This is a genomic window from candidate division KSB1 bacterium, from assembly GCA_034506395.1.
Taxonomy (GTDB): Bacteria; Zhuqueibacterota; Zhuqueibacteria; order Thermofontimicrobiales; family Thermofontimicrobiaceae; genus Thermofontimicrobium.
Genome location: JAPDPQ010000053.1, coordinates 1 through 21274 on the forward strand (window position 1 = coordinate 1; position 21274 = coordinate 21274).

The 21274-nt window shown below is 47.7% G+C and carries 14 protein-coding genes; all 14 read right to left on the minus strand.

Features of this window, described 5'->3' with window-relative positions:
- Window positions 1-719: Tat pathway signal protein (locus ONB37_19510; protein ID MDZ7402351.1), on the minus strand; the 719-nt coding region annotated here is incomplete at its 3' end.
- A 190-nt stretch (window positions 720-909) separates the two neighbouring features.
- Window positions 910-1359, minus strand: coding sequence for a four helix bundle protein (locus ONB37_19515; protein MDZ7402352.1), 450 nt, complete (start codon window positions 1357-1359; stop codon window positions 910-912).
- Between the two features lie 99 nt (window positions 1360-1458).
- Window positions 1459-2526: a PorV/PorQ family protein gene (locus tag ONB37_19520; GenBank protein MDZ7402353.1), complete on the minus strand. Its 1068-nt coding sequence runs from the start codon at window positions 2524-2526 to the stop codon at window positions 1459-1461.
- Between the two features lie 281 nt (window positions 2527-2807).
- A complete protein-coding gene (locus ONB37_19525; GenBank protein MDZ7402354.1) occupies window positions 2808-6068 on the minus strand; it encodes a hypothetical protein in 3261 nt (1086 codons plus the stop codon).
- Between the two features lie 15 nt (window positions 6069-6083).
- Window positions 6084-8738, minus strand: a complete 2655-nt coding sequence (locus ONB37_19530) for a TonB-dependent receptor (protein ID MDZ7402355.1) — start codon at window positions 8736-8738, stop codon at window positions 6084-6086.
- Between the two features lie 525 nt (window positions 8739-9263).
- Entirely contained in the window at window positions 9264-11153 is a 1890-nt protein-coding gene (locus ONB37_19535) for a T9SS type A sorting domain-containing protein (GenBank protein ID MDZ7402356.1), read from the minus strand.
- A gap of 158 nt (window positions 11154-11311) precedes the next feature.
- On the minus strand, window positions 11312-12343 hold the full coding sequence (locus ONB37_19540; GenBank protein MDZ7402357.1) for a LacI family transcriptional regulator: 1032 nt from the start codon (window positions 12341-12343) through the stop codon (window positions 11312-11314).
- A gap of 818 nt (window positions 12344-13161) precedes the next feature.
- Window positions 13162-13833: a hypothetical protein gene (locus tag ONB37_19545; protein ID MDZ7402358.1), complete on the minus strand. Its 672-nt coding sequence runs from the start codon at window positions 13831-13833 to the stop codon at window positions 13162-13164.
- A gap of 334 nt (window positions 13834-14167) precedes the next feature.
- Window positions 14168-16780 carry a formylglycine-generating enzyme family protein gene (locus tag ONB37_19550; GenBank protein MDZ7402359.1) on the minus strand — a complete coding sequence of 871 codons (2613 nt, stop codon included), beginning with the start codon at window positions 16778-16780 and terminating at the stop codon, window positions 14168-14170.
- A gap of 186 nt (window positions 16781-16966) precedes the next feature.
- The gene (locus ONB37_19555; protein ID MDZ7402360.1) at window positions 16967-17338 is read right to left on the minus strand and encodes a DUF5615 family PIN-like protein; all 372 of its coding nucleotides are present in this window, start codon (window positions 17336-17338) and stop codon (window positions 16967-16969) included.
- Window positions 17335-17559: a DUF433 domain-containing protein gene (locus tag ONB37_19560; GenBank protein ID MDZ7402361.1), complete on the minus strand. Its 225-nt coding sequence runs from the start codon at window positions 17557-17559 to the stop codon at window positions 17335-17337. Before ONB37_19560 ends, ONB37_19555 begins: the two co-directional genes overlap by 4 nt.
- 210 nt (window positions 17560-17769) lie before the next feature.
- Window positions 17770-18609 (minus strand): carbohydrate ABC transporter permease, encoded by an 840-nt coding sequence (locus ONB37_19565; protein MDZ7402362.1) that lies wholly within the window; start codon window positions 18607-18609, stop codon window positions 17770-17772.
- Window positions 18606-19484, minus strand: a complete 879-nt coding sequence (locus tag ONB37_19570; protein MDZ7402363.1) for a sugar ABC transporter permease — start codon at window positions 19482-19484, stop codon at window positions 18606-18608. Before ONB37_19570 ends, ONB37_19565 begins: the two co-directional genes overlap by 4 nt.
- Window positions 19485-19939: 455 nt before the next feature.
- Window positions 19940-21274 (minus strand): sugar ABC transporter substrate-binding protein (locus ONB37_19575; protein ID MDZ7402364.1); only part of this gene is annotated, 1335 nt, incomplete at its 5' end.

The following is a 21274-nucleotide window of genomic DNA, read 5'->3' on the forward strand; positions in this document are numbered from 1 at the left end:
GTCTGCCAGGAATAGCCGCTGGTCCAGGCGCTCCAGATGGAGGAGGGTGCAGGATGGGTCGGCGAACCCAGCGCCAGGATGTTCATGATCATGGCTTCGTTGTAGCCCCGCCACCAGGCGTTGATGAAGCCTGTCTCGGGATGCCAACCCAGAGTAATATTGGGCTGAAAGTTCCGCATCCATTGCCAATCGACCCGATAATAGATGGAATCAGCCAGTGCCCGAATAGTATCCTCCTGCGCCTGATTTTCATTGAAGTACTGTTTGGCATACAGAATGCCCGCCAGCAACAATGCTGTGTCAATCGAGGATAGCTCGCAGTTCCAGGTACGCAGGGCGGTTTTCATGTCCAGAAAATGATAAAAGAAGCCTTTGTAGCCGATAAAACCCTGAGCCTCTCGTCCCTGCGGTTTGGTCCAAAACGTTTTCAAAGTATTGAGCACCCGCTGCCGTCCCGTCTCTCGGGTGATCCATTGATGGTCGATGCCGATGCAAATGGCCGTCAGACCAAATCCTACTGAGGCGATGCTGCAGGGCGAATCGGCTCGGCTGTTGTCCTTGATCAACCCGTTGTCGGGATTGGCCTCGTTCCAGAAAAAATCGAAGGAGGCTTTCTGGACATTAACGAGGAAAGTGCTGTCCTCTTTGGTTAGCGTTTGGTTGTTCCCAGTAGCTGCTACGGTTAATAAGATTAGAATTGTCAAAGTTTGACGAAACACTGGTTGACTCCGTTTTATTAGTGATCAGTTATCAGTGATCAGTGATCAGTTGTCAGTGATCAGTTGTCAGTGATCAGTTGTCAGTATTCAGTCAATTAACTGATTACTGATTACTGATTAATGTTTACTGTTTACTGTTTACTGATCACTGTTCACTGATTACTGATTACTGATTACTGATTACTGTCTACTAATCACCATCCCGAATAACCATAGAAAAAAACTCCGCTGCTTCATCCCGAATCAGATTGGGGGTGTCAGAGCAAAATTGATCTGCCTTTTCCATCATGCCGCCGAGCAGTCGACCGATTTCTTCGCAGCGACGCAGCAGAGCAGCCGTTTCATTGGCATTTAGATAATTGCAGTCATTTGCCGTTTCAATCCAATGTTGGGTTTCATTTTGTTCACCATCGGCATCGGTCAGCTTACTAACGAAATGTTTCACGTACCGTCGTTTGGCCCAGGCCTCTGCTATTTGTCCGCCAACGGAACGAGAACAACGCCGAACCTGATCGGTCAGCGAATACATTTCTTCTCTGGGAAAACGTTTCGAGATTTCAAAAATATCCTTCGCCAATGCCCTGGCTTTCTGATAAACTATCAAATCCCGAAAACTCTTCGCATGCGGCAAATAACTCATCTCACACCTCCTTCTCTATTGTTCACTGATTACTGATCACTGATGACTGATGACTGATTACTGATCACTGATGACTGATGACTGATTACTGATTACTGCCTAAAAAAGAAACCCCACCGTAAACCGCTGCGTATTCTCCAGCCGTCCGTGATCCGCCCAGGCGTAGTCGAATTGGAAGAAATGGCCCGCCACGTCCAATTGTAAGCCAGCGCCCAGGGTCAGCCCAACCTCAGAGTCTTTCAGGAACAGATTTTGATAGCCCGCTCGCAGGGAGAAGGATTTGAATACGGTCCATTCAGCGCCGAAGCTCATGCTTTCGGTATTATCGTTGGGATGAAACGCATTAACCGCCAATTGCAGCCGATTGTTGGGCGAAAATTCGAATGGCACGCTCAACCCGACTCGAAATAGGACGGGCAGGGGAAATGCCTCGGTATAAATTTCGCCAGGCAGGCTGCTGTTATCGCCGTACTTGTCAGGATCATTGTCGTAAATGATCCTCAAATCTCGGCCTGAATATCGGGCGGGCATGCCGAAATTGGAGATGCTGGCGCCGAGCCGCACCCCATTGGTGGTCAGGTTATACAACGTCCCCACACTGATCGCCACGGTCGAGAGCGAGCTGTGCCAGATGGTCTCCTGAACGTAATTGATGGTGAAGCCCATGGAGAAGCGATCGGTCAACTGGCGGCCATAGCCCATGCCCAGCGCAAAGTTGGAAACCGAATAGCGCTCACCCGTGCCCAGCGGTTGCTCCACCGTTCGGACATCGATCTCGCCAGAATTCAGCGCCGTCGCTGTGATGAATAAATTTCCAATGGTTCCCATCTGAATAGAGGCAGCCACATAATCGTAGGTGATGTCCGCCAGCCAGAGGCTATGGGTGAATTGGAGTCCATAGCCTCGCAGCCGTCCAATGGCGCCAGGGTTATAATAAGCGGCGGCAATCTCATCGTAGGATGCCACGCCCGCATTGCCCATGCCTGTGTAACGGGCGCTCGGCTCGATCAGCAGAAACTGGCCAATGGTCGTGCCCGTTTTGGATTGCGCCAAAACGCTGGGATGCAATTGCAATAGCAAGAGGATTAGGCTTAGCGATAGCCACAATAGTCGGCTCGGAGCCTGTGCTTTTATTTCGAATTTGATTTTGTTATCATGCACTTTCATAACTCACCCATTGGTTATGGTAATGTTTTAACTAACGGAGTGGAGCACATTTACAATCTGTCCATGAACTCAAATAAATTTAAAAAGAACGTGTCATTGCGAGGATCCGCCAACTGGCGGAGACGAAGCAATCTCTCTTTGAGACTTGGAGCAAAGATTGCTTCGGCAAAAAACGCCTCGCAATGACAGGAAGCTGACTAAATTTTATGTTCATGGACATCCCGTTTATGCATTGCCTGCGGTGCATAGAGGCACCGCACTCCATCTGGCTTAACGAAAATCTACTTTATAATGGCGAATTTTCCAATTTTGGTTCCCAGGTCACCTCCATCGACATGGAAAATATAGAGACCTGGCGCCACATCTAAATTGTCTTTGGTTCTCAGATCCCAGGCCACGTAACTGAGCGTGGAGCCATCGTGATAAAGCGTCTGCACCAGTTCCCCACGCACGGTGTAAATGCGGATGGTGCATTTTTCGGGCAGGTTGCGAAATTCGATCCGCCGCTCACCTCGACCCGAAATGGCAAATCGCTCCGCCTCGAAGCTGGCCGAGCCGACATAGGGATTGGGAACCACGTAGGGCTCTTCTTTGAACTCCTGGCGGGCTTTGTTGGGATCGATGTATTGGCCTTTGCTGGTGAACATGAACACATCGCCCTGGCCCAGCGGATAGATCAATTTGAGATTATACACATCGCCCTGGGTGGGTGGGATGATCGCTCCCCGAGCAGCCTGACCCGTGGTATCGACCTCGATGCGCCAGGTGACCTGGGGCTGGGTACCTTTTTCGGGCACGAAAGTGACCACGTCGATAAATTCATCCACTCGACTTAACGTGCCATCCCGATCCAGGTCACGGATCCGAAATTTCATTCGAAGTGCACCCGAATCACTAAGTGCCTCTACTCTAAATTTACACGGCCGAGCGGGCAAGCCAATGGCCGCCAGCGAGGTATCCACAGGCGTATCGGTGAAGGTAATCCGAAGTGGATCGGGAAAGCCTGGGCGCCGACGATTGATGGATTGCTGATATTGATAGGTGGCTTTCAGCCGCAGATTGGTTTTGCTCTGGGGCGTGAAGCCCGTATTGGCCGCATCGATGCTGATGGTCTTAGGAGTGGTTACAATTGGCAGCAATCCCACAGCCACCTGACCAATGCCCTGGCCATCCAGATCGTAGCCGTTGCGGAACAGGTATTTATTCTCGGTGCTATCGATCAGATCATAAAACGCTGCTCGAATGCTGTCCTGCGAGGGAATCTTGAACTTGAGTAGGAAAATGTGATTATCAGGCACCAGGGCGGAATTGACCACTTCGACTTTGACCGTGCCAACCCCTCGCCCCCGAATTTGAACGCCATCGGAAGCGGTTGCTGGAACGAAGCCCATAATTTTCGGCTCAGGCCGAACGGCTACCACATTGGTTGGCAAGATGGTACCCCCTCGTGGCGTTCGTGAGACGGAAATAGAATTCTCGGATGGATAGAAATCCAGGGAATCAGAACCGTGATCGTAGGCACAGACGGCATAGTAATAAAGTTGGCCGTTCACCACGCTGGTGTCGGTCCAGGTGTGGGTGATACCCGAATCGTCGCCCAAATAATAGGCGACGCCTTCAACAACTTGTTTGGAAAATCCTTTATAGCCGTTGATCAGATCAAATTGGGCGATGGGACGACCGTTGCCGAGTGGGCCTGTGCCGCGGCCTGTGGTAATGACTCTTGGATCACGGAATTCGGGATCGGTGGATCGGTAAATTCGATAGCCCTCGAAATCGGCCTCCAGCGAAACAGGGTCTATGCCTCGTTCGGCCACATCATCCCATGAAAGCCGCACCCAACCATCGCCTACCTCAGCGGTCACGGTGGGCTGCGGTGGTGGTACAGCGAATTGATAATTGGCATTGTAGATCTGTTGCACGGTTTTGACCGTAGTGCGGAGTTCCTGCAGATCGGCCCCGTAAGCCAACGCCAGACTAAACCGTTCGGTCTTTCCAGCGATCAGGCGGAATGGGCCGGAAGCAAACAGGAAGCCAATATTGTAATTCAAGACAAGCGCCTGATCGAATCGACCCGCAGGATTGGGATCGGTGAAGAAATTATAGAGCCGAGTTGGCCATTGTTTGCCTTCTTCGAAGAAGACGATGTTATCGGTATCCTGGCTGGGATTGCCGGCGCCAGCTCGAATGCGATTCATTCTAAAACCGGTGAGGCCAATCTGGTCGGATTCATTGAGGTCGGTTCGGTCGAAATTTGGCTCGCCATTGGTTGGAATGCCATCGCCTTCGCCCGTATCATTGGTCCCAAATACACCATCGGCGCCGGTGTCGTGCAAGTCCTGCACCCAATCCATATCCTCATCGCCTGTCCACCATCGCGTAGCTCGATAGGCAGGTCGAGTGGCAATGGTACCAATGGCTCGTTCAAATTGAGCGACATCATAATGCGCTCTGACGTAATCCAAAATCGCTTGATAGCCGATGAGCAATTGGCCTGGCCCGCTATCCCGACGTTCATCGATGATGCCGTCATCGTCATTGTCGATCTTATCGTAATGGTTGCCAGGCGTTTCCAGATATGCATAACCCAAATATCCAGATTTTACGCAATTGGAAGAAAGGCCGACGCCGTGGCCTAATTTGTCCCAGGTGTAAACGAGATTTAAGCCGAATGACTTGTCGAAATAGGCGTTATCATCGTCAGACTCATAGACTCCATCACATGATAGCGCCGAGCCGCCGACACCAGAGTCCATGTACATTCCGAAAATGATATTATCCACATAATCGGTTGTGCCTTCATTGCTGATGTCGTAATGCCAGAAGATCACATTGCTGGACTGAGGATTGGACCATTGAAATCCGCGCACTTCAACGCGTAGTCCCATGCCACGACGGGTTTCATCGCGACTATCTGGGTAGAAATCCCATGCATCGTAAAAATCATCGTCCATGACAGTGAAGCTCTCCTGGTCGGCGTTGGGTCGCTTGCCGAAATAGCCGTTCCAGCTTCCGCTCCAGCCGGGATCATCGGGATCGTTGATCTTATCTGGCCAGATAGTGGGCCAGGTTCGAGGATCGTTGCTGATGGCAGGAGATCGCCCTTGATTGATGCTGGGATCAGCTTGAAAATAACCTGGTCTCGGCTCGTAGCGCATGATGCGATTGCGGATGGGGCTGGTGCCCTGGCGCTCGCGATAGCCAGTTTCCATGATATGAAAATAGACACCTTTGCGATCCAACAGCTTAGCCAGGACAAAGGGTGTGGTGCCGTCGGTGTAATTTAGTCCGCTTCCCTTGGGTACCTCACATGAATGAAAAACGCTCAAATCCACATTCCCAGGGTCAGGCGGATAGTCGCCGACCATGCCGTAGTTATAAAATACGGTGCGGATATTGGCGGCGTCATGATAGCCAGCCCGTTCGGCATCCACCCGACCGCGTTGCTCCGGCGGGACCACAGGTAGATATTGAGCCGATAGCCATATCGGACCCAGGCATAAAAGGATGAAACAAACGATTAAAAAGTTCAAATAGCGCATAACATCCCTCCATTGCTAATTGGCAGATCCTAGGGTTATCCCCAATTCGACGCGGCGAGGCGGATAGTACCGACCTGGATCGGCCAGTGTGGCGCGTTGCCCAATGGGGTTTAAGGAATAATCAGGACTACCGGTGTCATCGAAAACAAAGCCGTTCACAAATCTGGTATCGAGCAAATTGAGGACTCGCGCAAATAGGCTGATATTCATATTGCGCAAGCGAAAATATTTTTCAGCCCGCAAGTCGATTCGGATTGATGCCGGTTTTATCCCAGAATTGGCTTCTAACCCGCCGCCAAATCCAGCTTTGATTGCTGGTGTATATGGTTGACCGCTGCCATAACGAATGATGGTGCTGATCGTTAAGCTTTGAGGCAGCTCCACCAGAAGCGTCGCATTGAGCGTATGGCGTTGATCCCAATTGAGCGGGATTTGCCGCGGCCGTGGGTCTTCGCCAGCAGCGGCGCGAGTGGCGGTTTCCCTGGGATCACTGGAATTGCCCATAGCTCGTTGCCAAGTGTAATCAATCATGGTGCTAATTGGCCCCATGCGCCGTTGATCCACTGCGATGGTGAAGCCCAAAACATTTCCGAAATCGACATTGGTCAACCGCGCATATTCTGCGGCAGCATAAGTGGAGACAAACTCCACTCCTAACAAGTCTCGGATGTCCTTGTAGAAAATGCTAAAATCAATTCCCAAATCTGGCGTGAGAGCATGCTTGTAGCCAAATTCGTATTGAACGGTTTTTTCTGGCTTGATATCGGGATTGCCCATGACGCCATAGCTGATGCCGCCTGCTTGCAATTCATCCAAGATCTGATAATCGGAATTGGTGAAAATTTGTCCCAATCCCGGCATCTGATAAAAATGGCCATAAGCGAAAAATAGAGCAGCGCTTGCGGTCATTGGATACGAGACACCGATCCGTGGTGCTAAGGTGATCTTTTTCGAGGTCCGCTTAGGATATGAAGCTGGAGCTCCGGCGATGGCGTTGGCCGGGTTCTGCAAATCACTGGGAACAGTGGACCGGGCATCAAAATATTCCATTCTTGTCCCAGCGCGCACAATAAAATCGCGCCATTCAACTTGATCTTGGGCGTATGCCACCAATGAAATCGGGCGATAGGTTGCAATAGGAGGATAATCAGGCGGCTCATTGATGTGACGAGTCAATAAGAGGCCCGTCCCAATAATGTAGCCTGGTACACCGAACTGGACAGTAGAATATTGTAACTCGGCGCCGAATTTTGCCAGATGGGTTCGGGTCACCTGGCTGGTAAGCGCCGCTTTGGCGACAATGGTATTCGTGCGCTGTTTGAAGCGACTGAGATCAACTCCTTGAACGATCGCCCCTAATTCATAATTGGCATCCCCTTGTGGTGGACCTGCCGCATCATAGCGCGGGTCATTGAAATCTTTGTATGCATAATCATGATAGTCGAAATAATTTTGTCGCAAATTGAAATTATAGAAGGTACTCGGTGATAAAGTGTGGGTGATATCTAAGCCATGCACGACCGAGGTGGTTTGTTGTTTCGATCGGCCATCCGGATTCAATCGAAACGCGAAATTGTAGCGCTGAGATTTAATGACATTGTAGATGGCCTGATATTCCAATTGGATATTTTTAATCGAGCGATTGGTGAGCTTGACCAGGCCGGAGAGATCATCGGAATAGGACAGCGGCACTTCTTTATTATCCCCAGATGGCGTAAAAATGCGTCGCTCGAAATCAGCTCGATCCGTCGGTAGAAAGCGGCGCTTTCCAAAAATATAACCGTTGTCGACATAGCGACGGGTGTTCATAATAAAATAAGTGTTTGGCAGAAACGTTGGGCCGCTGAGGCTGAACTGATAGTTCTGGATCGCCAGCGGTCGAAATTTATCCTCGGCTTTGCGACGATCACCGCTGGTGTACATATAGTCGCTCAAAAAAGTCTCTGCATTCCAAGAAAACTTGTCTGAGCCAGATTTGAGCACCACGTTGACCACGCCGCTCATGGCCTGTCCATACTCGGCATCGAACGTGCCGCTGATGACCTGCACTTCTTGCAACAGCGAACGATCGATTTGTACGGAAGAGCTATTGTCATAAGTGTTATTGACCGTTACGCCATTGATTTGATATTGGACCTCCCCCAATCGACCGCCTCGAAAATGACCATCGACCACGCCCGCCTGAAGATCGACAATTTCATTTAATTGTCTGACTGGCATAATTTGGATATCCTTGCTGGTGACAGTTGAGACCGAGCTGGTGAGATTGAGTTCGACCACTGGCCGCTCAGCGACAACCGTTACCGCCTCCCCTTCGATGGTGCTTTCCTCTAGCACTGCGTCTAAGGTCGTTGTGTGGTCAACTGTTACCAACACATCCTGCACCACCCGATTTTTATATCCGATAAAAGAAAATCTGACCTGATAGCGTCCTGGTGGGATATTGATAACATTAAAATAGCCTTGCAGGTCAGCAGCCGCGCCGAGGTTAGTGCCAACCAGAATCACATTGGTGCCAGGCAAGGGCTGGCCATCCTTATCTGTGACGCGTCCAGCTAATTTGCCAGTTGTTCCGCTGTTCACGGTCACGGCCGTGCTCAGTACGAAAATGAACTGCACCAAAAACAATTCGAGGCAACGGACTAATACGTTGATTGGTTTTAATTTCATATTGAGCCTCTTAAACATTTCATGGTAGTGATCTAAATTTGAACTGATCTTCCCATACCTGTTCAAAGCATGAGACCTGCGATATCGAGACCGCTTTCAAGGGTGAAGATCATGATGAACCGATTTGTCTTGTGACGGTTTTTCCCCCAATTAAGCGCTTTGCAGAAGCTGGGGCATTCACCGATCAAATTTTCGTGAGCTGATCCTCAGCAATCCTAAAAACTAACAGCACGCAGTATCTATAATCAGAAAAACTAAAAAAGATCTCCTCTTTTAAATCTGGTTGCTGCATCTCCTGAAACATTTTTCATGAGCTGCTTTGTTTTGTCACGGCTTTTTCAATAACCATATCCTGTTCAATCCTGGATGGATCAATAAATCCCCCCGCTAAAAAGCGGGGGGATCTGGGAGGATGCATGTCGATTTAAAAGCCGTTTTAATTGTGATTTTAGAACTATTGGACCCCAAAAGTTCGATGAACTATTGAGGCCCAATTTTTAATAGTCGGAATGCAAAGTGAAGCGACTACTTCAACACGACCATCTTTCCAGTGGAGCTGACTGAAAGTTTATTGTTCCTACCAGAGACGGCCTGGAAATGATAGAAGTAGATGCCTGAACTGATTTTTTCGGCATTAAAGGTGACTTCGTTAATGCCTGCCTTTTGTAAGCCCAAGGGGATTTCGGCAACCATGCTGCCCAGGACATTGTAGACCTTCAATGTCACCCGGCTATCCTCTGGCAGCGCATAACGGATCACTGATGACGGATTGAATGGATTGGGGTAGTTGCCCAACACTGCAAATTTGGTCGGCAGATTGCTGGTTTTTCCGGCAATTTCTTTCACCCCGGTAAGCACCGCATTTGGATCCATATACGCCCAGGCGGGAGCAGCGGGCCATGAGCTTTCGCGCATCCACCACACTCGGTTGCCGTAGGTATCGGCTGGATTGGCGAACGCATCGCCATCGAACAACGTGGCACTAATGAACAACGCCCCATCGCCACGACCAACGGGATAACCCAGCTTGGTCAAATCAATGGCTAACTCAAAGCTATACCCCGCATCAATATCGTTGAAGTTGTTCACCGTCGTGCCAGGCTTCAACGCCATCGCCGCCTTCGAGGTCTTGAACGAATCGATCAACATCGGCAGATAGTCCAGCACCATCAACTGGCCCAGCGAATCCACCCGCACCGTCAACTCGCGACGCAACAAGTTGTTGTCACCAGGATCCACCGCAGCCCGATCGTTGATGATGAACCGAATCCCATCCCACAGATCGAACTGGTTCAAGCCCCAGACCGCCTGATCGCGCACATCCACGCCCAGGTACAGCATGTCGCCTTTGAAAAACCATTTGATGGTCGCATCGGCTGGATCCACCACTGGCGCTCGCACACTGTTGATCTCTGGCTGCCATTGACCACTGCGCCACGGCCCAATGCCAGGATAAGACGCCCGCAACGCATCATCCCCATAACGCAAATCCAGCCCATCGATCTTGGACCACACAGCTTCATCCAGCTTCCCATCGATCACTGGATCAGGATAATTGATCCCATTGGGAATCACCACCTCAGGCCCTACCTCAGGAACTGGCCCAGAATTGACCGTCACATCAGGCCGCGCGTAAATCCGCGCCACATCATAGGCCGAGGCATTGCCCCAGGGGCCGCACCACCACGTCCGATTGCTGCTGAACTTGTCATTATTGTGCGGCCAGTGCCAATCCGCATCGTAAATCGATATGTTGAACTCGATAATGTCGCCCTCAGCTTTGGTCACATCATAGCCGCGCGGCGTCAAATTGAACATGATCTCCGCAGTGTAGCCCTTATCAGGACTGCTGTCGTCGTTAGACACCCCATCGACAAACGTGGCCGCATCCCACACACTGCGATCGCCCGACGCCCAACCAAAAAATCCTGGCGATGCACCAACATTCCCCGTGTTGGGATCCGCCCAGCCCTCGGTCACCCAACCATAGAAATACTCAAAATTGGGCGCCGGCCGATCCGGCTTGGAATGATCCCGCATGTTCATCAGAAAACCATCAAACTGATTGAACAAACCACCACCCACTGAACTGTCCTTGACCACCACTGCCATGTACAAATTATTGCCCGACACCAAAAACTTAATCACCGCATCGGTCGGGTCGCTCGGCTTCACGCCCTGTTCATCGTGCCAACCACTGCCTGGAATCAACGCCGATGACTTGCCATACTGCAAACGCACCGACTCGGCTTTCTGCCAACCCGGCTCATCTAACTTGCCATCCAGCGTGATCGTCTCCGTGGTCGCCCGCGCCCAAATCACATTGGGTCGCTCCATCGCCTGAGCAAATTGGGTGATCGACATGACCAAAAGTGCCATGACCATCACTGCAACCAGCTTTAGCATTCCTCTCATAACTTTCCTCCTGAAAAATTGTTTTGAATAGAACTGGTGGATTAGAAATCTTAAAGACCACTTTAATTAACCGCAGGTGTGGTAAAAAATGAATCGCTAATATGAAAGTTTTCACCTCCCTTCCTTGCTGATGGTGAGAAATAAAAAGCAAGAAACAATTAAATAATCGAACTAATTGCATAGTTATCACAGCCACAGGACCCCCCAATGATCAATCCTGTGGAAAGTTCTTCTCGATATGGCTGTTCGGGATCAACTTCGCCATCGATCATCTGGAGCAGATAACGAACCGCCTTGCTCCCTAATTCTGAAATGGGGACGTGGACTGTTGTCAATCGAGGGGATAGCAATCGTCCGAGATAGATATCATCAAAGCCGACCACAGCCACGTCATCAGGTATCTTGATATTGGAGCTCTTGGCCGCTTCATAGCAGCCAACCGCCATCATATCATTAGCCGCAAAGATCGCATCGGGTCGGGTTTCCTGATTCATCAAGCGACCAAAACCATAGTAACCTGATCTGGCAGCAAAGTCACCCTGAACGATCAGCGAATTTTCCATCGGCAAATTATGCTTCGTGAGGGCATCGCTGAAGCCACGAAATCGCTCCTCCGCATCGCAGTTGCCCTCGGGTCCCAAAATCATCCCGATCCGCTGATAACCATGTTCAATTAGATGCTTGGTGATGGAAAAAGCACCATGATAATTATCGATATTAAAACAGACCGCATCAGGAATGGTATCATTGACATTCAACAGGACGACAGGTTTTTTGCTTTTCGATAACAGCGAAACCAAATCGGTTTGCATCTGGGGCGCCATGAGGATCACGCCATCCACCCGACCGCTGCTCATAAACTCCAGCAGCGTCTCCACAATATTGCGCTGGCTGTGAAAGCTGGACAGCATCACGTAGCGATTGGCACGATACGCCGTCTCGTCGATGCCACGGATAATTTCCATGAAAAATTCATCGACCAGTTCGGGCAAAATAACGCCGATGGTATCGGTTTGTTTTCGGGATAGACTGCGGGCGATGGGATTGGGTTTGTAGTTGAGTTCTCTGGCAATTTGCAGGATTTTTTGGCGGGTTTCTTCTCGGACAGGACCGTTGTTGTTCAAAGCTCGAGAGACTGTGGCTGTCGAAACCCCCGCACGACGAGCGATTTCGATGATATTGATATCCACGTGCACCCTATTGCTGTAACCGTTTTCACCAGATTTTTGCTGGCAAATTCGGGTAGATTTGAAAGCAATCTGTAAACGTTTACAATGATGTTCATAATATAAACTTTCAAAGTTGAAAAGTCAAGGGATTTTTTTAGGAATTGCAAATTTTTTGGGATTGGGAGTGCATCAGAATTTAAAATAATATTCATGGAAACCAGATCAAGTGTGCCAGGAAGATATTGTGAGAGGTGACGACAAATTTATTTTTTATTTTTTAGCCAAACAAGAGATCATTAACAAAAGCGCAAGCGTCTGGCGAGCTGAAAAAGAAGCTTAGTTAGTTCTTGTTGCAAAATTATCAAAACAGGATAAATTGTCATGTCAGTCCGCCAGTTGGCGGACTGGCATCTCATTTTTTGGTTTGAAATTTCGCTTTGCACATCGGTAGATCTCTGTCTTATCCAGTGGCAATCAACCTCAATCGACTAATGAGTTCTTATTGGACTGGTCCCAGTTTTTTTCATTTACTTCGCATCCAATGACATCAAAAATACTGGAATGGACGTTTATTGCTTTTGTCAATCCACAAATCACTTCAGGTTCGGATTGAGTGGATTGTCAACATTTCAGAAAAGAATAAAATCATCTGGCATATGAATAGCATCAAAATGAGATCATCCGCTAGGGTTTTTGATACAAAATCCTCCATAATGCCTATCAGCTAATAATAGCAGTTGAAGCGGATAATATCAACTCGTGCGCCAGAGGATAGATGATCTATCAAAACTACAGCTTTTTGCAGTTGATGAAAGTTGCAATTTAAAAAATGATCTTGCTCAATCATTAAGCGATTTATTAGCTGCACCTGAGATCATTTCAGCTACAAAGTTTTTAATTCTTACCATCACTGTATCTGCAGGCATATTGTTGCTTGTAAGAAAAACCTCAGATGCAACGGGTTTACTCCCGCAATCAGAGGCCGCAGCAGACAGGGCGTTAATTGCAGCGAGTGCACTGGCTGATATTTCAGCCTGCGCAAATGTGCCAACTGCTATTTTCCTGAAATCGTTTTTCGAAGTGATGTAGATTTTGCCGAAATAGATATCTATCATACGTTTCATTTCCCATGTCATATTCCAAAACCTTACCCCAGTTCCCAGGATTAGCATTTTACATTGCAGCAGATCCCTCATATTATTAATTTCGTTCGGAGTGGCTAATAGTGTTTTATACCCTTTCAACTTAAACTCGGATTCGATTCTTTCAGCAATAGTTTTGACATTTATATCCGAGGGAGTTGCTGTGGTGATGGCATCAGCTTCTTCGGGCTTGATTTCAGAAATTGTTTTTGAAGGGGAGCCATAGGAATAAACAACAAGAACATCGGCTGGTAGCAGCTTATTTTTACTTCTGGAGCCTTCTCTGAAACCGATACTTATGAAGCAGAGGACAATGACAATCAGTACGACTGCCAGAGTGAAGAATGATTTAACATTCAGCTTCGCCATAGATTATCATCCTTTAAAATTTTGGTGAATTATTACTATTTCATCAGGTCAATCAGAGTCGTGTCATTCCGAACGAAGTGAGGAATCTGTAAGTCCCATGGTTTCAACCATAGATAGATTCCTCGCTCCGCTCGGAATGACATGCTTTTTAAAATCTTTAGTTTTCGGACGGGCACTAATTAGAGTCTGTTCGGAAATTGCTAATTGTTCAGCAAAACAGTCATTCCGAACGAAGTGAGGAATCTGTAAGTCCCATGGTTTCAACCATAGATAGATTCCTCGCTCCGCTCGGAATGACATGCTTTTTAAAAATCTTTAGTTTTCGGACGGGCCACTAATTAGAGTTATTAAAAATCTTAATACACCGAAATCCGATTGTTGAGGCCCTGTCCATTCCAGGGTACATCAAGAAATATTTAACATGAGAGTTGTAGCTCTGAGAGCCTCCGACAATTCCACCGTAAGGTGCACCAGGCAGATACCACCATGAACTTCGCATAAGCCACCGACTGCAGCCGCCACGCAATGTGACAAATCGGTTATACCCGTCGAACCTTTCACTCTCATTCCATTCAAAGACCTCGTTATAAATAAATTCTTCCCCAAGGGTCTCCGCAGCTAATTGCCATTCCCATTCTGTGGGCAGCCGCATACCCGCCCATGCTGCAAAAGCCCTGGCATCTTCGAGGCTAACATAAACGACAGGTTTGTCGAGAAGAGAATCGGGACACTGATCGCCGTTCCAATGTTTGAGAAAATTATCAGGGAAACGGGATTTGTAACCAGTTGATCTCAAAAATTCATTGAATTGCCTGTTGGTTACAACCCTTGTCATAATTGCAAAAGAGGGTAAGGTTTCCTCATGGGTGTGTTTGATATATTGTGCTCCGTTTTCATAAGATATGACCAGATCATGATTATCTTTAGCATCCATGTTCGGATAGCAGAGTCCCTCACGCCAGATGTGCATACAGGTAAATTTGTAGTGCCCGCCTTTAATTTCCAGCAGATCGAGATCTCGTATATGACCGACCTGTTCCGCCTTGTGGTAGTCATACCTTAGCGGTTTTTTGATTGAAACTTCTTTGTCATATTCATCTTTTGCAGAAAACGGTGTCGAAGTTTCGTGTCTTTGCTTCTGCAAAAGCTTTAGAAGTTTTCTGTTTGTTTCGCCAGTTTGGAGCAGACATCCAAAACCGTTAATCTTCACATTTACGTATGATTTGTTATTTTCCATGAAAGGCTTGAGTTCTTCACCATTCCACAGATCGAAATATTTCAGGTTCATGCCAGACTTGACTTCAATTTTAACGGTGGCTTCTGTTCCAGCAGTAGTGTCTACAAGATTGGTGATAATTAAACCTTTATCCTGCCATTCACTGGCGACCACATTTTTATTATTTGTCGGCATAAAAGGTTTCCATCGGTCGCTAATATACAATTTCCCATACGCTCTCCAGATCGCATTCATTTTGCGCAGAGTTTGACGATGGGTGGCATTCCACAGATTCATGGTTCCGAAAATATTTTCCCATAATAATATGCCCTGGCCGTTGATCCACGCATGGGCAAGGATAGGTTTACGGTCTTTCGCCATGCGCTTGACAAAGTGTTGCTTATGCGCAGGCATCAGCCATTTCTGGTGCGACAGGTCCGTGTAATGAAACGGGACAATTTCCTGCCCCCAGGAACAGGTTACAGCATCTGGGCCGAACAGGTCTTTGAAATCTGGTAGAATTTCAGAAGAGAAAGCGACTGCTCTGTGATAGCGGGCCACTTCGTTTCGGATGGAGGTTTCAGTGTCGAAAATTGAAATCGAGCCTTTGGCACTTCTCCATGTATCGAGGAATATCCCGTCGGCGCCAGTCTGATCAATTATTTTTGCCAGTTCTTGGAAATCATCTTTTTCTGGTCGGCGGGTGTCAAGATCCCAGGGATTATAGGTGAGAAAAACTCTCACCCCATTGCGGTGAAAATCATTAACTACCTGCTTTAAGCCAGCAATTCCTCCTGGAAGTGCATCAAAAAAATCGAACTGGTTCCGCTCATCAATGCCAATATTCGGGTAGCTGTGCCATAGAATAACAGAATTGAGCCCGCCAAATTCTTTTACCATTTTTCGACAATAGCTGTCAACCAAATATTTTCCTTTTTCAGGCGACCAGAACGTATGGTCCCACATAAAAATAAGTCCCATCAGGAAATTTTCATTATTCCATGCAAGCTCCTCTGGAATGATCAATTGGTTATTATTAGCCTGTTTAGCCAGGTAAGCATCAATGTTCTGACGGACCCATTCTCTTTTGCGATCCTTTTGCACAACCAGCCGAAGGTCATAAATAAAGATTTTTGTCTCTGTTTGGGATGGTGCAAACCGCATAATTGGTACGATGGCAAAACTATCAGAAGCGAAGGGTGGCACTTTTAATGTTTTGCTGAATGCAATCCATTCTTCCGAAGGATTTATCAGAAGGCTGTCGGTAGCTTTTATTTTTTTCCTCACCACATAGCTCTGTTCTTCTCCCCGAGTTTTAAGATCAAAATCAAAATAAATGATTGATGGAAGTGGATGTAGACGACTGAAGCCCTTAATTTGAAATTCTTCCCCAGGCTGAAGCTTCAATTGATAAGCAAACGTGTCAAAATGAATCGCCTGGTCTCCCATGGCAGGAAATTCGATTCGCAGATAAGGTTCTTGTCTTCCGATCGAGGACCGAACTTTATCACGATAGGCAAGGATAGCACGGTACCAGTTTTCCCAATCATCAGGTTCAGGTGCTTTAATGAATGAGCTATTGAAATCGAGGTCTTCCACAAAGCACCAGGTTACATTGCTGCCGCTGGTGCCAACAGTCCATTGCGAGAAAGGATATTCAGTTTTTGCCCCTTGATCAAAGTAAGAGTGAAACAAAGGTAGAAAAAGAAGCAGACTAACTAATCGACTCATATCTCAAAAATAGGTTAAAAACTTAAAAATAAAATTCTGATATTAGAAATTTAGCCGACTGCTTTGATCCTTCATAATCAAATCAGGAAGAACCTGCCGCAAAATTCGGTGACTTATTTGGTACGCCATTAAAGCTGCGGAAGGTTAGCAACCTCCCGCAGGTTAATCTGTACTTACTTCAAATTATTATTGTCTAATTCTAATCCTGTGGGCTTCAACCAGGAATAATTTTCCCTCATAATGTTCAGCATCTTGATTTTTCAGCAAATAATCCTTTAGCCTTGTTATGATATATGGAATAGTTTCTGGATGGTTTCTCACCTGGATTGCAACAATTCCTTTATAATTTGAAGGAGGGTAGGTAACAATATCAGCAAAGTCACCATTCAATGAGATAAGAATCGAATTTAATTCCTGTGCTGTTGAAATAACGATTGAATCAGGTGAATCTTTGGGAATATAGTCTTTCAAACGATAGATTTCAAAACCTGAGTCTATTAGGGAATTGATAATATAAGTTGGCACACAATGATCTGCAAAAAACTTTAACTCAATCATGCAGCGACCTCAAATTCTGCCAGATCTCGGGCATAGTCGAGACAGGCAGCAATCTGTTCTTCTGTTAAATCTGGGAATTCTTGAATAATTTGGTCAAAAGAGTACCTGGCAGAGAGATACCCCAGTATCAGACTCACAGGAATTCTGGTGCCTTTGATTCGAGGCTTGCCACGTAGCACGTCTGATGTACTAACAATGTACTTTTTCCAATTGTGATCCATAGGTTGTTCCTCTCAGGGATTACCTGACTACAACTAAATTATATTCACTAAATATTTTTTGAAATAAATATACAAAAATAAATCTCTTTGTCAACACATTTTTAATTCCATTCCAGATTTTTTCAAAATAAAACCTGTGCCTTTATTTCATCTGCCCTAATTACCGCAGTACCCAATGCCCCAATGTCCCAATTACCCAACACCCCCAACTCACTCCTTCACTCCCCCCAGCATAATCCCCTGAATATAATACTTCTGCAAGAGCATGAACACAATCAGCACAGGCAAAATCGTGATCACCGAGCCCGCCATCATCAATTCGGGATCGGGAGTATGTTCGCCTAATAGATTCGCCAGGGCAACAGGGAGGGTATACATCTCCTCTTTGGTCATCACGATCAATGGCCAGAGGAAATCGTTCCAGGTGCCCATAAAAGTAAATAGCGCTAATGTGACCAACACGGGTTTGGCCAACGGCAGAATGATGCGCCAATAGATGGCAAAATCTCTGGCGCCATCGATGCGGGCGGCTTCGATCAGGCTGTCGGGCACGCTTTGCAGGTATTGGCGGATTAAAAAGATGCCGAAGATGCTGGCCATGCCTGGAATGATGATGCCGAAATAGGTGTTCAAGAGTCCCAGTTTGTTCAGCAACAGAAAGACGGGAAGCATGGTCACCTGGCCAGGGATGATCATCGAAGATAACAGAAAAACGAACAGTGGTCGTTTGGCTCGAAAGCTGAACTTGGCAAAGGCGTAGCCCGCCAGCGAATTGACGAATAATGAAACGAAGGTCACCGAGACAGCCAGAATGAGACTATTCAGGAAAAATCGCCCCAGGCTCAGCCGCTGAAACAGAAACTGGTATTGGGCCAGGGTGAATTCGCTGGGGAGAAATCGGGGCGGAAACGAGCTGGCTTCGCCGCTTTTCATGAACGAGGCGGCCAGCATCCACAGAAATGGCAAAAGGGTGATGAATGAAATCAATATCATGACGAGGTGCAAGCCGATCATGGCCGAGTATTTTCTGAAAAATTTATTCGTTTTCATGCTTCGCCTCGCTTTCTCAGGGACAATTGAACCATGGCAAAAAAGAAGACGATGATAAAAAGAATGAAGGCGATGGCTGAGGCATAGCCCATGCGCCACCAGCGGAAGCCCTGTTGATATAGATAGAGCACGATGCTGAGCGTGGCATTGAGCGGCCCGCCCTGGGTCATCACATACGGCTCGGCGAAAAATTGGAAGTAGCCGATGATGGTCATGATGGTCACAAAAAAGGTCGTCGGCGCCAGTTGCGGCACGGTGACGTGGACGAACTGTCGCCACCAGCCAGCGCCATCGATGCGGGCGGCTTCGTAGAGATAATCGGGAATCGCCTGCAATCCCGCCAGAAAGATCATCATGTGGTAGCCAAAGTTTTTCCAGACGGCCAGCAGAATCAGCGCAGGCATGGCCCAATGTGGATCGCCAAGCCAGTCCACGCCCTGAATGCCGATCTGCGAGAGCAGATAATTGATAATTCCGAAACGGGGATGATAGAGATAGCGCCAGACCACAGCCACGGCCACCAGCGTGGTGACCACGGGCATGAAAAACGCCAGCCGAAACCAGTTGCGAAAATAGAGCAAGCGGGAATTCAGCGCAATTGCTGCTAACAGCGAGACGATGATGGTCAGCGGGCCGCCGACGATAACGAAGTAAAACGTGTTGGCCAGCGCCTTCCAGAACAGCGGATCGCTCAGCAGTTGGGAGTAATTGCCGAACAAAATGAACCGAGCTCGCTGCAAATTTCCCAGCGAATAGATGTCGAAATCGGTGAAGCTCATCAGAAACGCCGCCGCCACAGGCAGAAAGAAAAAGATGAGCAGCGTTCCCAGGGCTGGGGCTAAGAAGAAATAGGGGGTGTAGATTTTTTTGTGCATAGTTAAATTTTTTCTCTTTTATAGAGATCCGCAAAATAGGATCAATTGTCATTTCGAGCGAACAGCGTGTGTAAAAACTCATATATTTCAGTCATTCCGAATGGAGCGAAGCGGAATGAGGAATCTAAAGCTTAAACGATACTAATGATTTGTACAGATTCCTCTCCGCCGATTGGCGGATCGAAATGACTTGTTTTGTCCAAAAATTTTCATTTTTACATAGCCAGGAGGCGATAACTCTGATTTGTCTGTCATAGTTCTTTTAAAAACAGATTCCTCACTCCTCCGTCCGCCAGTCGGCGGACGGATTCGTTCGGAATGACAATAATTTTTCAATTTTCAGAAATCGATATCTTCATGATCGGACGGCATCGCCTTTATGCGATGCAAGTGAAATCCAAAAGGTCTTCTTTCGGCAGATCACATTAAAAATTGATCTTCCGAAGGAAGGGATTTCACTCCTGATCGATCATATTCTTTGATAGTAGCCACTGCCGCTTTTCCAGAATCCGATCCACATCCCGATTCAAATTGGCTACCGCCTTTTCCAGGCTCACCCGACCAAAGATCACTTTCTCCAGATGTTCCTGGATTTTGACCGCCACCTGCTCCCATTCGGCAATCTTGGGAGTCGGAACCACATGTTCCAATTGCGTGTAGAACGCTGCCATCTCCCGATCCTGCCGAATGATATCAGCGTTCCAGGCGGATTTCACTGCAGGCAGGTCCAACGTCAATTTGAAAAATTCGACCTGGATCTCAGGCTGGGAGAGGAACTCGATCAACTTCCACGCCGCCGCAGATCGCTTTGAATTGTTGAAAATCACCAGGCTGGAACCGCCCGCAATGGAGTTGAAATTGGCGCTGGCAGGGATCAGCGCCGTGCTCCAGCGACCCGTCAATTCGGGATAGCGCTTGCGGATCTCGTTCACGTTCCAGGGGCCTGTGATCATCATGGCGAACAGCCCATCGGAGAAGCCCTGATAGATGTTGGATACCTCAGTCATGCTGCGGATGGCCAGGCTATCGTCAAAAAATTTAATATAAAACCGCAGTGCCTCCACTGTGGCCGAATCATCGAAGGCGCCATAGCAATCGTTGGTTTTCAACAATCGCCCGCCATTGGATAAAATCAGGATCACGGGCACGCCCCAATCATTATAAATCAGCGAGAAAAAAGCAGCATAGCGGCGCTGCTTCGATGAAGAGAGCTTCTTGATTTTGTAAGACAAGTCGAGCCATTCATCCCAGTTTTGGGGTGGCTGCTGAAAACCAGCCTGGGCTAAAATATCCTTTCGATAAAACAGCAATCGAGTGTCCACGTACCAGGGGATGCCGTATACGGATTTGCCGATGACGTTGGTATTCCAGATGCCTTCGAAATAGTTTTCTTTATTGACGATAGCAGAATGATCGATCAACGAATCAAGCTCCAACAGCGAGCCGATGGCCTGAAATTCGGGGATCCAGGTATTGCCCAACTGGCAGATATCGGGCGTAGATTGGCCCGCCACGGCGGTGAGCAGTTTTTCATGCGCTGCCCCCCAGGGGATTGACTGGACCTTCACTTTGATGTCGGGATGCTGCGCTTCGAACTGGCGGATCAATGGTTGGACATTTTCACCCTCAGCGCCCATTGCCCAGAAGGTGATTTCGGTTTGGTCGGATGGATTTCGATGACAGCTAATCAGTTGACAAAAAAGAAGCAAACAGATGAAAATTGGGAGACGGTGAGAACGACATTTGTTCATCTGATGAGCCCTTTTGGCGAATGAATCTTGATGACTGTA

Coding starts and splice junctions, on each gene's coding strand:
- ONB37_19515 (MDZ7402352.1), bottom strand. CDS start 1,359: ATGAGTTATTTGCCGCATGCGAAGAGTTTTCGGGATTTGATAGTTTAT.
- ONB37_19550 (MDZ7402359.1), bottom strand. CDS start 16,780: ATGAGTCGATTAGTTAGTCTGCTTCTTTTTCTACCTTTGTTTCACTCT.
- ONB37_19565 (MDZ7402362.1), bottom strand. CDS start 18,609: ATGAAAACGAATAAATTTTTCAGAAAATACTCGGCCATGATCGGCTTG.
- ONB37_19555 (MDZ7402360.1), bottom strand. CDS start 17,338: ATGATTGAGTTAAAGTTTTTTGCAGATCATTGTGTGCCAACTTATATT.
- ONB37_19570 (MDZ7402363.1), bottom strand. CDS start 19,484: ATGCACAAAAAAATCTACACCCCCTATTTCTTCTTAGCCCCAGCCCTG.
- ONB37_19520 (MDZ7402353.1), bottom strand. CDS start 2,526: ATGAAAGTGCATGATAACAAAATCAAATTCGAAATAAAAGCACAGGCT.
- ONB37_19535 (MDZ7402356.1), bottom strand. CDS start 11,153: ATGAGAGGAATGCTAAAGCTGGTTGCAGTGATGGTCATGGCACTTTTG.
- ONB37_19545 (MDZ7402358.1), bottom strand. CDS start 13,833: ATGGCGAAGCTGAATGTTAAATCATTCTTCACTCTGGCAGTCGTACTG.
- ONB37_19530 (MDZ7402355.1), bottom strand. CDS start 8,738: ATGAAATTAAAACCAATCAACGTATTAGTCCGTTGCCTCGAATTGTTT.
- ONB37_19525 (MDZ7402354.1), bottom strand. CDS start 6,068: ATGCGCTATTTGAACTTTTTAATCGTTTGTTTCATCCTTTTATGCCTG.
- ONB37_19560 (MDZ7402361.1), bottom strand. CDS start 17,559: ATGGATCACAATTGGAAAAAGTACATTGTTAGTACATCAGACGTGCTA.